We start from the raw sequence: 13,828 nt of genomic DNA on the forward strand, positions 1-13,828 counted from the left end.
CATGAAGTTTCCAGCCCTGATCGCATCCCTTCTTGCCTTCCCCATTTTCATCCTTGGAGCGGATTCCTCGCGTCAAGACATCCTCATGATCGCCGTTGACGACCTGCGTCCCATGCTGGGTTGCTATGGCGACACGCACATCCAGACGCCGAACATCGACCGGCTTGCCGCGCGAAGCGTCGTTTTCGAGCGGGCCTACTGCCAGTATGCGAAGTGCGGTCCCTCTCGCACATCGATCCTGAGTGGATTGCGGCCGGATTCCGTCGGTGTTTTCAGTCACAAGGACGCGGACGTGCAGGCCTTTTACAAACGCCGTCCGGATGTGACCTCGCTGCCAGCGTGGTTGAAGCAGCATGGTTACCACACGCGCAGCTTTGGCAAGGTTCGCCACGACGGCTGGGACGTGCCCTCCGACTGGTCAGCACCGACTTTCCCCGGTCGCGAAGGCGAGATGATGGAAGTCATCGATCCAGCGCACCCCGAAGGCCCTAGCATCATCGCGGAGCGTTTCGACTGCCCCGTCATGCAAAGTCCCGATGTCGCAGACGACGTTCTCTTCGCCGGACGCATGACCGCCGAGGTGATTCGCACGCTGCGCTCACATGCGGGCAAAGAGCCGCTGTTTCTCGCCGTCGGATACCGCCGACCGCATCTGCCCTTCGTCGCGCCGAAACGCTACTTTGATCTCTACCATCCCGATGCCACGTGGCTGGCCAAAAATCCGCTGCCGCCGCTGAACTCCCCAGTCATGGCCTGGTTCAATTCCGATGGCTACGTCGGCGGTGCGAAGAAGCTCGGCCTCACGATGCCCACTTCCCCGAATCGCGAGGAAGGCATCGCTTGGAACGGCTATGAGATGCGCAGCTACGTGGGCGTGCCCAATTTCGGCCCCATTCCCGACGCGAAGCAACTGGAACTGCGGCAGGCCTACGCGGCGTGCATCAGCTACGTCGATGCGCAGATCGGCAAGCTGCTGGATGAACTCCAAAAAACAGGCCGCCTCGACACGACCACGATCATTCTCTGGTCCGATCACGGCTGGCATCTCGGCGAGCAAAGCGCCTGGGGTAAAATGACCAACTTCGAGATCGCCACCCGCGTGCCGCTGATGATCACCGCGCCAGGCATCAAGCCGGCACGCACCCGCACGCTCGCCGAACTCGTCGATCTCTACCCCACCCTCTGCGAGTTGCAGGGCCTCCCCAAGCCCGCCCATCTCGAAGGCGAAAGCCTCGTGCCGGTGCTCCGCGAGCCTGAAAAGAACGTCGATGCGACCGCCCTCAGTCAATACCAGCGCTTTGGCGACAAGTTCATGGGGCGCGCCCTCAGAACCGACCGCTATCGCTTCGTCGCCTGGTGGAACAGCCGTAGTGACAAGATCATCGACCGCGAACTCTACGACCACGCCACTGACGCCGACGAGACCACAAACCTCGCGGTCGATCCGGAGCATGCTGTCAAAGTCGCCGCATTGGAACAGCAGCTCCGCAAAGCTTTCGGCAAGTAGGATGCCCAAGGTCAGCGGCCACGTGGCAAGATCACATAGCTGTGCTCCACCGTGCCGTTCGCGAGGTTGTCACGTGTGACACCGGGAACGATGGAGCGCACGTAATCGACCTTCGCCTCATGCGAACTCACCGTGACGCGAAGATGACCGGAACTGCCGAGAATGGTCCCGGTGTAGCCATATTCCTCCGCGCTGCGTGTGCCCCCGCTCGGATGACCGGGCTGAGGCACATCCTGATAGATGATGCCGTCGAGTTCTTCTTTCACAAAGAGGTGGTCGTGGCCATGGAAGACGGCACTGACGCCAGTTTTGACGAAGAGTTGATGCAGCGGCAGTTCCCAGCCGGGCCGGTGTTCTTTGAATCCATCGCTGCCATCAGCGTTCTTGCCGCCCCACTCCATGTAAGGCGCGGTATTGACGCCGCCACGCACATCTTTGCCCAATCCGCCGACGAGATGATGGATGAATATGAATTTGAACGGTGCCTTGCTGCTTTCGAGCGTCCTCACGAGCCAGCGATACTGTTCATCGCCGAGCGTGGCGCTCCAGTTGTCCGCACCGCGTTGCTTTGTGGCCCAAAACGGATCGAGGCCGACAAACAACGCGCCGCCCCACTCGAAGGCGAAATAGCTGTTCTTGTCATTCCCCTCGGTGGGATTGGGAAAATACTTCTGCCGCATGTTCAGCGACCATTCGGCCATCTCCAGACGATCTCCGCGCTCGCCGTCGTGATTACCGAGCACCATCAGGATCGGCACGCTGTGCGCGATGCGCCCCATATAGAACCGCTGCGCCTTGTATTGGGACTCGGAGCGCGTGTAGAAGCTGCCGAACTTGTCCACCATCGTCGTGTCGCCGAGATCGATCATGAAATCCGGCTTGTCGGCGAGCATGTTCGCGAGTGTTTGCTGATACACCCGCACATCGGTGCTCACGTCGAGGTGCGAGTCGGCCTGCATAGCGAAGGTGAAGGTCGAAGCTGGTGCGCGTTGCGTGTGGAATGAGCGCACCTCATCGCGAAGTGGTTCGCCGCCACCGATTCGATAGATAAGTTGATACGAGTAAGCGGTATCCGGCTTCAACTGGCCCAGCAGAATCGTCTGTGGCTCACCCGCACTGAGTTTCACCATCGCGGTTCGTTGAGTCATTGACTCGGGACGTTCGCCATAGGCGATGAAGGCCTCCATGTCCTGCCATGCGAGCACGCTGACACTCATCGAGTCAGTCCCGGGACGACACAGCCAAACGTTGAATAGATAAGGCGGCACAACCGCAGGCTCGACCTGACCGCCAGGGCCTGCGCCCTGACCTTTGCCTTTTCTTTTCTCCTCAGGAGCAGCAGCGATGACAAGCAGCGCGAGCAGGGCTGCGGAAATGGAAGTGAATGCAGGCCTCACGCTTGTTTCCTCAATTGGTCGTGGGTTTCACTCCGGTCTCTTCCTTGATCATGCCTTTCTTGCCCTTCTTTCCACCACCACCTCCTCCTTTGCCGCCTTTGCGGTCTCCAGACTTCTCGCCGCCTTCGACATAATCGGGATTTGGTTTCGGCATTTGGGCGTTCACGGTGCGCAGGTAGTCCATCATCCGGTTGTCGAGCGAGAGCACGACATTCGGATTCGTCCGTGCGAGGTCGTGTTGCTCGCTGATGTCTTTCGGCAGATCAAAGAGCATGCGCTGCTCGGTTTCGAACACCCGGATCATCTTCCAGTTCTGGTAAAGGATGGCCGATGCGGGACCGAGTTCGTCTTTGTCGTAGTGCGGGAAGTGGATGACGAGTTCCTCATGCGCCCGTTGTGGCGCGGCGTTCGGATCACGCTTCAAGACATTCACGAGACTGACGCCTTCAAGATTCTTTGGCAGCGCCTCCGGGGACACACCGACGAGTTCCATCACCGTGGGCAGCAGATCGACCGTGCTGGCACGCACGTGCGAGAACTGCCCCGCTGTGATGCCCGGCCCTGAAACGATGAGCGGCACGCGCAGTCCGCCCTCCCACACCGTGCCCTTGCCATTGGTGAGCATGCCGTTCGCGTTGCGGCCCTGAGCGCCATGATCGGCCGTGTAGAGAATGTAGGTGTTCTCCATCGCACCGAGTTCCTTCAATTTCGAGAGCACAAGACCGATCGTTTTGTCGATCTCCTCATTGCCAGCGGCCGTGCCGATGCGCTGGAAGTCCATGCGAGTGCCGAGGCGCTTCTTCACGGCCTCCAGCGTGTCCACACGCGCTGTGACCGGTCCGCGTCCGGGATACTGCGAGAGTTGCAGAAAGAACGGCTTCTTCGCCTGCACCTGCCGGGTCATGAAATCCATCCCCTGCTCGGCGATGGCGTAGCACTGCTTCGGATTCGGATCTTCGACGTTCTCCGGTCCACCGTTGCTGTTCGCTCCGTCGTTTTCGTCGAAGCCATGCTCGCGCGGATTGGCACGTCCGAGGTGCCATTTGCCGAAATGCGCCGTCGCGTAGCCGCTGCGCTTCAGCAGCGAGGCCATCGTCTCGATGCCAGCAGGCAGTTCCGTGGTGCAAGTCGGCTGAATCACCTTGTCGCCCGGGTTCACCAGACCGTCCTTCTTGCCCTCGTTCACAAACGTCATGTTCAACGCCGCGGGACTGCGCCCCGTGACCAGCGCCGCACGCGTCGGCGTACAACGCGGCGACGCGGCATAGAAGTCCGAGAAGCGGATGCCGTGCAGCGCGATGCTGTCGAGGTTTGGCGTGCGGATTAAATCGCTTTTCGATCCCTCAGGATAACGATCATCCAACGGCACCGACATCGACGCCCAGCCCTGAGCTTCGCCGAGAATGATGAGGAAGTTCGGCTTTTCGACGGCCAGAAGCGGAGAGCAAAAGACAAAGAGAATGAAAACGGCTTTCATAATGCTGCGTGAGTTGGTTCAACGTTGAGGCGCACCTGTCACATCGAGATCCGGCTTCGTGTTCCAACGAGGTGTCCAGCCGGGTTTCTCGACCTTCGTGCGGAAGATGATCGTGTTGTCGAGCGCAAGGTGGTCGGTCCAGATGAACTTCGCGCCTTCAAAGTCGTTCTCGAAGTAGGGCTGCTTTGGATCGACTTCCTCGACGGTGTACTCAGTGGCGTTTTTCCACGCGCTGTCATCAAAGTCAACGGCCCACCAGTTCGCGGGCAGCGGCTCCTGAATCACTTTCGGATTCGCAGTGTCACCGTTCACGGGACCGTGGAAGAAGTTCTTGGCCTTCCATGTCGAGTTCGTGAGGGTGCCGTCAGCGAATTTCAAAACGAAGCCGCCGTCGCCGATGTTCGTGCCGTATTCCATGCCGGTCTTCGGATCGGCGTTATCCTTCGCCAGCACGGCGATGGTCATCGGATACTCCGGGAGGAAATCGACGCTGACGACGTTGTGCGGCGTGAACTGGATGGGATCGACGGCGACAAGGCGGCCGTTCACGTAGAGCATGAACCAATTGTCGGCATAGACGTGGAGCTTCATCGTGTCCGCGATGCTCGGCTTGATCAGTCCGGGCGGGCCGCCTCCCTTCTTCTTTTTGCCGCCGCCTTTTTGGGGCTCTATTCCAGCGGGAGGAGGTGTGGACGCTTCAGTTGCTTGCGGTCGGACTTGTCCGACCGCTCCGCCGATCGTGTAAACAACTCGCAGCGACGAACTCGCGAGCACTTTGCCCTTCATCGCCGCGAGGAGCTCTTCGCGACCCGGCGTACCGCGCACTTCAATTGGTCCGGACAGCGCATACAGCGTGATCACGTAGGTCTTGGCCCCCGGCCCTTTGGAGTGCGGTGGCTCGTAGCCGATCTGGCCTTTGAAGCCCGTTCCGATCTTGCCAATCGCCCTCGAGTCTTTGGGAAGACTGTTCACAGAGGTCGGGATGTCATAAACGGTCCAATACCACTTCTTGTCACCGCCCGGCGCGACGTGATCCATGATCAAAGCGAAGCTCTGTGTCGATGCTGGTGCGCCTTTCCACTCCAAGGGCGGACTGATGCCAGCACCATCGCCGGTGAACTCGACGGGCAGGTCTTTGAGGTCTTCGACGACCGGGCTGCTGAGCAAAAACTTCCCGTCACTGCTGCGCGGCTGGTCAGGCAGAGCGACAAACGCTTCCTGCTTGCCGCCACAACCACCACCACCGCCGTTCTTCATCTCATTACCAGGAGGGCCGTCTCGAGGCCCCGCGTTCCCGGCAAGTTCATCGAGTTCAGTCGTGTCGAGTCTTCCATCGCGATTGTGATCGAAGGTGTTGAACTGCTCCCGCGCCTTCGCCAGTGCATCGGCAACTGACAAGCCGCTTTTCGCCGCCTGTGTCTTCGCATGTTCGGCAAACTCCTGCGCCGTCACGACGCCGTCGCCATTCACGTCGAGGATGCCTTCAAAGGCCTGCGGGCGTCCTCCATCATCACGTCGTGGTGGTGGCCCGTCTCCACGACGCATCTCGCCTCCCTTTCCCTGGCCTCGCGCTCCCCCAGGACCGCCGCGCGACGTATAAACTTCTTCCACCACGCCGTCGCGACCATTGTCATACGTGAAGGGATAGGTGCCGTCCGCCTTGATCGAATACGAGACGCTTCGTTTGTCGCCGTTCACCGTGTAGCTCAGTTTGTAGCTATCCTTGCCCGCGCTTTCGAAACCGGTGATCTCCGCACCGCGCAGCGGCGGCGTGTCCGGGCGCACCGGATTCGCCCGCGGCTGCGGATCCACCTGGCCTCCGGCCTCGACGACTTCGCCATGGAAGCCGCCGATGACATACGGATACTTCATCGACGCGTGATAATGATAGCCTCCTGCCGCCTCGTGACCGTGACACTCGTCGAGCTTGCCCACCGGCGAACCATCCGGCTCCGTGAGGCCGTAAATCGGATAACCATCCAGCGCATAGGCCACCGGCATCCCCTTCCCCGCTTGCGCCTGCAAATGCAGCGGCGTGATGTGGTAGTGATAATCATCCGCACGACCGCAATGCCCGCCCCACTGGTCGAGTTCGCCAATTTCATAGCTGACTTCGCCGCGATTGTTCTGCGGATTGAAAATCGGGATGCCATTCACCGCCAAAGCGATCGCACCGCGCAAAAAGCGTCCCTTGATCATCGCCGGCTGCGCCGCCGGTTTCGGGTGCAACGGAATGCGCCACGCATTGTCGTCGAAATACCGCTGCGGCAGCGGCACCTGCTGTTGCCAGGCCGTGATGCCGACCATCATGTTGTGATCCGGCATGCCGTTAGACCCGACGTAGAGAAACTCACCATCCGCCCGCAGATCGAGCCGCGTGAACGGCAGAAAGGCCTTCGCCGTTTCCGGAGCATTGGCTGCACTCGCGGCGGCCGCGGCGACGATTTGAATCGAGGATGCCGCCGAAGCCACCTGGACATGCTCGCGCTTCCATTCGTTCAAGATGTGCGCCCGCAGGGCTTCGCGTTCGACAGGATCATCCGATGCCCTCCAAGTGTGGGCGTGCAGACCGGTGGTGAGCAGGAGCAGGACAGGAATTGCTTTCATGATGCCCTACTAACCCCCGCTGCGTCAGAACCGCTTCAACGAATCTCCGAAGAATTGTCGGGATTGTGTAAAGACGATGGCCGATAGTCTCCTTGTTGACGAATTTCCCCTCATGACGTCCTCCATGCGCCTCCTCATCATCGACGACGACGCCGAGCTCTGCCAGCTCGTGGCGGACTACTTGAAGCCGATGGGGTTTGACGTCGAAATGGAGCACGATGGCGAGCACGGAGCGGAACGCGCGACCTCGGAGGCGTGGGCGGCGATCATTCTCGATGTGATGATGCCAGGCTGTGACGGCTTTGAAGTGCTGCGACGTATCCGGACAAAATCGAAGGCGCCTGTCATGATGCTCACCGGGCGCGGCGAGGAGGTGGATCGCATCGTGGGTCTCGAACTCGGCGCGGACGACTATCTGCCGAAGACATTTTCGTCACGCGAGCTGCTCGCGAGGCTGCGTGCGGTGCTGCGACGTTCCGGCTGGGTTTCGGAATCCACACCGCAGGCACCGATGAAAGAGATCGTCGTCGGTGATCTGCGCATCAATCCGGAAACTCATGCCGTGGTTCTCGGAGACGAGTCTTTGCAGCTCACGCCCGCCGAGTTCGGTCTGCTTTTGTCGCTCGCGAAGGCGCATGGCCGCGTGAAGACACGCGAACAGCTCATCGAGGAGGTGGCGGATCGCGAGTGGGACATCTTCGACCGCGCCATCGACATGCACATCTCCACGCTGCGCAAAAAACTCGGTGATGACCCGAAGGAACCGCGCTTCATCAAAACCGTGCGCGGCCACGGCTATCAGCTCGTGACACCCGGACGATGAACCGCCTGCGCCTGCCTCTCTTTGGGAAGATCCTCGCCTGGTTCGCCTTGAACCTCGCGGTGCTGGCGCTGCTGTTCTTCTTTTTCCTCAAGGCGCAGTTTCATCTCGGCCTCGACTGGATGCTCTCCGGCGAACCGGGAGATCGCATCGCGGCGATTGGCGACAGCATCACACAGGAGCTTTCTCGCATCCCCGAAGCAGAGTGGTCCGCGCAACTGGAGACCTATGACCGCAAGCACGGCGTGACCTTTGCGCTCTTTACGAACACCGGCGAGCAGCTCTTTGGCGCTCCGATGAAAGTGCCTGCCGACGTCATGCCGCGGCTCATTGATCGACGTTCCCAAGTCGAGCGTCCGCCGCCGAGACGTCCGCCAGGTCCGATGATGAAGCGGCCGGACGACGCGCCGCCGAAACCGCGCTTCATGCTGCGGGCCGGGAACCCCGCCGCATACTGGGCGGGCATTCATCTGGATCTCGTATCTCGCAGCGACGGACGGCCGATGACCCTGCTGATGAAGTCCGGCTCCATCACTGGAGGCGGATTGTTTTTGGATCTCTGGCCATGGCTTGGTCTGGGCGCGGTTGCGCTGGTGATTTCGGCGCTGATCTGGATGCCTTTCGTCCGTGGCATCACCGGTTTCATTGGAGCGTTGAACTCAGCCGCCGGTCGCATCGCCCGCGGCAAATTCGACGAACGCATCTCACAGGAGCGCAACGACGAGCTCGGCGAGCTTTCCTCCTCGGTCAATGCGATGGCCGCACAACTCGGCGACTACGTGGCCCAGCAGCGGCGCATCACTGCCGACGTGGCGCACGAACTGTGCTCGCCGATTGCTCGCATGCAGATGGCGCTCGGCGTTGTCGAGCAACGAAGCACGCCGGAACAGGCGTCCTATTTGAAGAAACTCGACGCCGAACTTCAGCACATGGCGAAGCTGGTCGAGGAAGTGCTGGCCTTCTCCAAAGCGGAAACGCTGCCCGAACGCGAAATACCCGAAGACATTGATCTACACGACCTCATCGATTCCATCATCGCACGAGAGGCCCCGGATGCAGACATCCAGGTCGATGTTCCCACCGATCAGCGTCTCCGCTCGCTTCGCAACGCGCTGGACCGCGCAATCGGCAACATCCTGCGCAATGCCGTGCGTTACGCCGGAAACGCCGGTCCGATTCAAATCCACGCGAGCCAGCATAATGATCAAATCCTCATCCGCATCTCGGATCAAGGTCCGGGGGTTCCTGCGGAGGCGCTGCCCCGCCTGTTCGAGCCTTTCTATCGCCCGGAAGCCGCACGTCAGCGCTCCACTGGCGGAAGCGGCCTCGGCCTCGCCATCACACAACGCTGCATCGAGGCCTGCGGTGGCACGATCACCGCATGCAATCGCGACCCGCATGGATTGATCGTGGAGATGGGTCTGCCGCTTCTGGGCTGAGGCAGCGCCAAATCGCCCTACAGTTTCAGATTCGAAGTAAAAGGGCGTGTCATTTTTGGGGCGAAAATGGTGGAGACCTGAGCACGAACCGGCCCACAAGGGTGTTCCAGGAATCGTTCGTATTCTTGCCGGTGAAAACCATCGTGAAACGGCTGCCGTCAGCGCTGAGCCACTTGGCGGGGAAGTTCCAGTAAAATGTCGAGACCTCGACATGGCCTTCGCCCCACTTGTCGTCATAGGCGACAGTTGTCCAAGGACCCCAAGGCTCCGGCGCATCGAAGAGACCGAACTTTCCGGCGTGCGTTGCGTCGTGCTCTGTCGCGAGCAGGTAACGTCGCAGCCCGGCATTGTGGCTGACACTCACATTCCAGCCAACGCCGTTCGGATCGGAGAACACGGGCTTTTTGTCAGCGACGTTCGATGACCACCGAGGCTGGCCCGCTGCGTCGAATCCGGCGAAGAATTCGTGCGCCTCACGTTTCAATAAACTTGTCTTCGGAGCTCGTGAGAGATGGACCCTGCCCGGACGATGGACCTCAAATCCGAACTTGCTCATTGGAGGCGTTTCCGGTCCCCACTGAGGCTCGATGAAGTAGCTGTAAACAAATCCATCGCGCGCACCGGCATAGTCGCGTCCAAAATTGAGGAAGGTTGGGATGCTCAAGCCGTCCTCAAAGCGAAACACCCAGTCAGCCTGTGTCCACGTAAGGCCATGATCGCGCGAAGACGCGAGACGGCATTCGCGCAAGTGCGGCCCCGGCTGCGGTCCCACCCACATGTACAGCACGCCGCCGATCGAAAGGATGCCATAGCTCTTTCCGCCGAACGTCGCCGCGCGTTCGGACTCGAATCCGCCCCAGAGGTTCTTGCCGGAGTAATTCGCCGCCTCGCCCTTGATGCGTGCCACACCTAGCGTGACGCGGCCCTTTTTGTTGTCACCGCCAAAACCACCGCCGTCTCCCCACGCGGTGTATTGATGCCCGTCATCGGCCCATGTCACCGGCCAGTTGTCGCTGCCGACCGCTTCACGCCGATGGGAGGACCAGTCGAATTCAACACGTTCGATCACCTGACTGTGCGGATAGGGCGCTGCGGTTGCATGCAAAGGATCGTCATCGAGAGCCTGGCAGACAGTCGCGAAGGCACACAGTGTCATCAACATGGCAAACGCCCATGCGACGCGAGGATGCGGGGTGCCAGCCTGGGTTGTCATCGTTCAGTTTACCTCAGTCGCAGATTCCTTGAATAGCGCCGGATCGCGAAGCACCCGGAAAAACTCATCGTGGCACTGCCTCATATCGGTTACGGCCTTGGGAATGACGAGCACATCACCTGCCTCGTCGGGCTTTGCCAGCGTGAACTCGACCGCTTTGCCACGGAATGCAGCTTGATGAAGCTCCACACCCGTCCAGCACTGCGGATTGAACAGCCACACCAGTGGCGCACCATCTCCTAGTTGATTTGCCTGCCCCAGATCGGACTTGATCAAACGCCGCATGTCTTCGCAAAAGGGGGTCTTCGGAAGCGTCTCGAAATCTTTCGCCACGAAAACCGAATGACGATCCCAGAACCCGCGACCTCGGCCGCCCCAGTCCACGTAGCGCGTCTTCTTCGCCACGACATACGCCGCCCAGCCGTCTTTGCCATTGTAGCCGTAGTGACTGACGAGGATGTCGAAAACGATCATCCGATCAGCGATGTCCGGCGCCATCAGCAGCGCATTCGCCGCAGTGGTTAAAGGACCGCCGCAGATAAGAATCAGCGGTTTCTCCGACGTCGCCTTTCGTGCTTCCTCAATGATCTTCCTGACACCCGGCGAAGACTTGGGAACCGTTTCCTCAATGCGCCCGCTCGCCGGTCGCCGAAGCACCTCGTCGGATCCACTCATGATGTCCGGGATGTTCTTCAAACCGGAACTGCGGGCGAGGGTCAGCGCCTTGTTCGCATCGTCGATGCAGCGCTGCATGGAATACTTGTATCCGGCATCCCATTCCCACATGTCACGGCTGACGATGTTGGCGCGAAGATCGACCCTGCCGAGACTGGCACGCGCCCAGAGGTAGTTGTTGTCGAACACATCGAACCACCAGTCGTTGTCGTAGATGACCGGATTGTCCGGCCCGACACCCGCCATATGAACGGCACCGTCTTTCAGTTCGTGAGCCGGGACGATCGCCCACACATTCAGCGACAGCAGGGCCATTAAAATCGCGAGTATTCGTCTCATGGAGGAACGTTCACGCCAGCAACTCGCTCACCACATTCCCAAACACGTCCGTGAGACGGTAATCGCGACCGCCGTGGCGGTAGGTGAGCTTGGTGTGATCGAAGCCGAGCAGATGGAGGATGGTGGCGTGGAAGTCGTGCACATGAACTTTGTCTTTGGCGACAGTAGCGCCGAGTTCGTCTGTTTCCCCATGCGCAATGCCGCCCTTGGCTCCGCCTCCGGCCAGCCAGGAGGAGAAGCAGGCGCTGTGATGGCCGCGGCCCTTGCTGCCGTCTACTCCGGGCGTGCGGCCGAATTCGGTGGTCCAGACAACGAGCGTGTCCTGGAGCATGCCGCGCTCTTTGAGATCGCGCAGCAGGCCGGCGATGGGTTGATCGACGCGTTTTGCGTGGTCAGCGTGCTTGGCCATGTCGGCATGATCGTCCCAGTTTTTGCTGCTGCTGCCATCCACGACTTCGATGAAGCGCACACCGCGCTCGGCGAGACGGCGGGCGACGATGCACTGCCAGCCTAAGCTCTCGTTGTCGCCGCGTTTCATGCCGTACATCGCCAGCGTGGCGTCGCTCTCCTTGTTCACGTCAAAGGCGTCCTGCGCCTCGGTCTGCATGTGAAACGCGGTCTCGAAGGTGCGAATGCGAGCGGAGAGATCTGAATCGCCCGCACGGGTGCTGAGATGCTTGTTGTTGAGCACGTCCGCGAGGCCGAGTTCGAGTTCCTGGAGGCCTTTCTGCCGCGTACGGCGGTCGAGATCGGCGATGGGCTCCTTGCCGTCGACCACGCGCACGCCTTGATGATAAGCAGGCAGGAAGTCGTTGTTGAAGATCTGCGTGCCTGCATACGGCATCTGCGGCGCGAGGGCGACGAAGGACGGCAGGTTGCTGTTCATCGTGCCGAGACCATAGCTGACCCAGGAGCCGATGCTCGGACGCGAAAAGAAGAACGAACCTGTGTGCATGCCGAGTGTGGCGTTGGCGTGCTCGTTATCTTCGCCCTTCATCGATCGGATCAGGCAGATGTCATCCATCATCTCGCGCAGATGCGGAAACAGGTCACTCACGAGCGTGCCGCATTTGCCACCGGGTTTGAACTGCCAGCCGGGCTTCAGCAAAACGCGTTGCTGATTGGAAAGACCACCGCCCATGCCGGTCTTTTTGCCGTCCGCTTTGAACAGCTCCGGCTTGTGGTCAAACGTGTCCATGTGCGACACGCCGCCGTTGGAAAAGATGAAGATGACGCGCTTCGCCTTTGCCGGGAAGTGCGGCTGCTTCGGCAACAGTGGGTCAACTTTGGCCTCGGCGAGCAACTGCGAAAGCAGGCCGGGCATGAGCAGCGATCCGCCCACGAAGGAGCGCAGGATTTCGCGACGAGGATGGAGCGGGACGTTCATGGATCAGTCGAGATAAACAAATTCATTGAGCCGCAGCAGCACGCGCACGTAAGCGTTCCATGCTTCGTTCGCGTCTGGGGCGCTGTGTCTGGCATCCGCAAGAAATTGTGTCGCTGCCGCTTCTTCATCCCCCGTCGGCGGGCGGGCAAAGAGCAGTTCGTATGCGGACTTTACGCGCTGTGTTTCATCGGAGGCAATTTTCAGCAAGCGCTCGGCGATGCGGCCGGCCTGCTCATGCACGAGCGGATCATTGAGGAGGAAGAGCGCCTGCAGCGGCGTGGTGCTCGTCGTTCGGGCGGCCGTGCTTGCGCTGGGATCAGCTCCGTCAAAGATGGCGAGGAACGGGTGCCGCTGAATGCGCTGGGTCATCAAATACACGCTGCGATGGTTGCTCGGATAGACGGCCTTGAAGGCGTTGTGCTGCGTGAAGTTCCACTCGCTCTGCGGCGGAAACGGATGATCGCCGGCGGGTGTTGGGTCGAGGTTTCCTCCGAGCAGCAACAGTGTGTCGCGAATGCTTTCCGCATCGAGGCGGATGCGTGGAAAGGCCGACAAGCGCTCGTTGGTCGGATCCGCGGCGATCGAGGGTTCATCGCGCTCCGACGACATGCGATAGGTATGCGAAAGCATGATCAGACGATGCATCGCCTTGATCGACCAGCCGCCGTCGCGGAATCTGGCAGAGAGGTAGTCGAGCAACTCGGGATGCGTGGGAGGCTTGCCCTGTTTGCCAAAATCGTTCGGCGTCGGAACGATGCCGCGGCCGAAATGATGCTGCCAGATGCGGTTTGCCATCACGCGGGCGGTCAGCGGGTTGTCCTTCGCAAGAATCCATTCGGCCAGCTGTGCCCGACCGCTGGATGACTCGGAGGGCGGGAGCTTCGGAGCGCCAAAGACGGTGAGGAAATGACGCGGAACCACGTTGCCCGGCTTCGCCGGATCGCCCTTCTGCTGCAAGGGCACATCG

Annotated in this window: 9 protein-coding genes and 2 pseudogenes; 3 read left to right on the forward strand and 8 right to left on the reverse strand. The window is 60.3% G+C overall.

Features of this window, described 5'->3' with window-relative positions:
* Position 1: 1 nt before the first annotated feature.
* Positions 2–1,507 (forward strand): sulfatase, encoded by a 1,506-nt coding sequence (locus KDL09_RS00195; RefSeq protein WP_294380099.1) that lies wholly within the window; start codon positions 2–4, stop codon positions 1,505–1,507.
* 11 nt (positions 1,508–1,518) lie between these two features.
* Here KDL09_RS00195 and KDL09_RS00200 read toward each other — a convergent pair whose 3' ends face one another.
* From KDL09_RS00200 to KDL09_RS00210, 4 genes and pseudogenes are all read right to left on the reverse strand, one after another.
* Positions 1,519–2,904, reverse strand: coding sequence for a metallophosphoesterase (locus KDL09_RS00200; RefSeq protein WP_294380101.1), 1,386 nt, complete (start codon positions 2,902–2,904; stop codon positions 1,519–1,521).
* Between the two features lie 10 nt (positions 2,905–2,914).
* Positions 2,915–4,381, reverse strand: a complete 1,467-nt coding sequence (locus KDL09_RS00205; protein ID WP_294380103.1) for a sulfatase-like hydrolase/transferase — start codon at positions 4,379–4,381, stop codon at positions 2,915–2,917.
* Positions 4,382–4,399: 18 nt separating this feature from the next.
* Positions 4,400–4,999 (reverse strand): annotated as a pseudogene (locus KDL09_RS25140) (hypothetical protein); the annotation flags it as partial.
* Positions 5,000–5,134: 135 nt separating this feature from the next.
* Positions 5,135–6,988, reverse strand: a pseudogene (locus KDL09_RS00210) (YHYH protein); the annotation flags it as partial.
* A gap of 124 nt (positions 6,989–7,112) precedes the next feature.
* On the opposite strand from KDL09_RS00210, the gene KDL09_RS00215 reads away from it, so the two are divergent.
* Both KDL09_RS00215 and KDL09_RS00220 read left to right on the forward strand, forming a co-directional pair.
* Positions 7,113–7,811: a response regulator transcription factor gene (locus KDL09_RS00215; protein WP_294380107.1), complete on the forward strand. Its 699-nt coding sequence runs from the start codon at positions 7,113–7,115 to the stop codon at positions 7,809–7,811.
* The gene (locus KDL09_RS00220; RefSeq protein ID WP_294380109.1) at positions 7,808–9,247 is read left to right on the forward strand and encodes a HAMP domain-containing sensor histidine kinase; all 1,440 of its coding nucleotides are present in this window, start codon (positions 7,808–7,810) and stop codon (positions 9,245–9,247) included. Before KDL09_RS00215 ends, KDL09_RS00220 begins: the two co-directional genes overlap by 4 nt.
* 49 nt (positions 9,248–9,296) lie before the next feature.
* Here KDL09_RS00220 and KDL09_RS00225 read toward each other — a convergent pair whose 3' ends face one another.
* From KDL09_RS00225 to KDL09_RS00240, 4 genes are all read right to left on the reverse strand, one after another.
* Complete coding sequence (locus KDL09_RS00225; protein ID WP_294380111.1) at positions 9,297–10,409, reverse strand: hypothetical protein; 1,113 nt, start codon at positions 10,407–10,409, stop codon at positions 9,297–9,299.
* Positions 10,410–10,463: 54 nt separating this feature from the next.
* Positions 10,464–11,474, reverse strand: coding sequence for a hypothetical protein (locus tag KDL09_RS00230; protein WP_294380114.1), 1,011 nt, complete (start codon positions 11,472–11,474; stop codon positions 10,464–10,466).
* A 10-nt stretch (positions 11,475–11,484) separates the two neighbouring features.
* On the reverse strand, positions 11,485–12,861 hold the full coding sequence (locus KDL09_RS00235; protein ID WP_294380116.1) for a DUF1501 domain-containing protein: 1,377 nt from the start codon (positions 12,859–12,861) through the stop codon (positions 11,485–11,487).
* A 3-nt stretch (positions 12,862–12,864) separates the two neighbouring features.
* Positions 12,865–13,828 (reverse strand): DUF1553 domain-containing protein (locus KDL09_RS00240; protein ID WP_294380117.1); only part of this gene is annotated, 964 nt, incomplete at its 5' end.

The sequence above is a fragment of the Prosthecobacter sp. genome, from assembly GCF_020439865.1.
GTDB lineage: Bacteria > Verrucomicrobiota > Verrucomicrobiia > Verrucomicrobiales > Verrucomicrobiaceae > Prosthecobacter.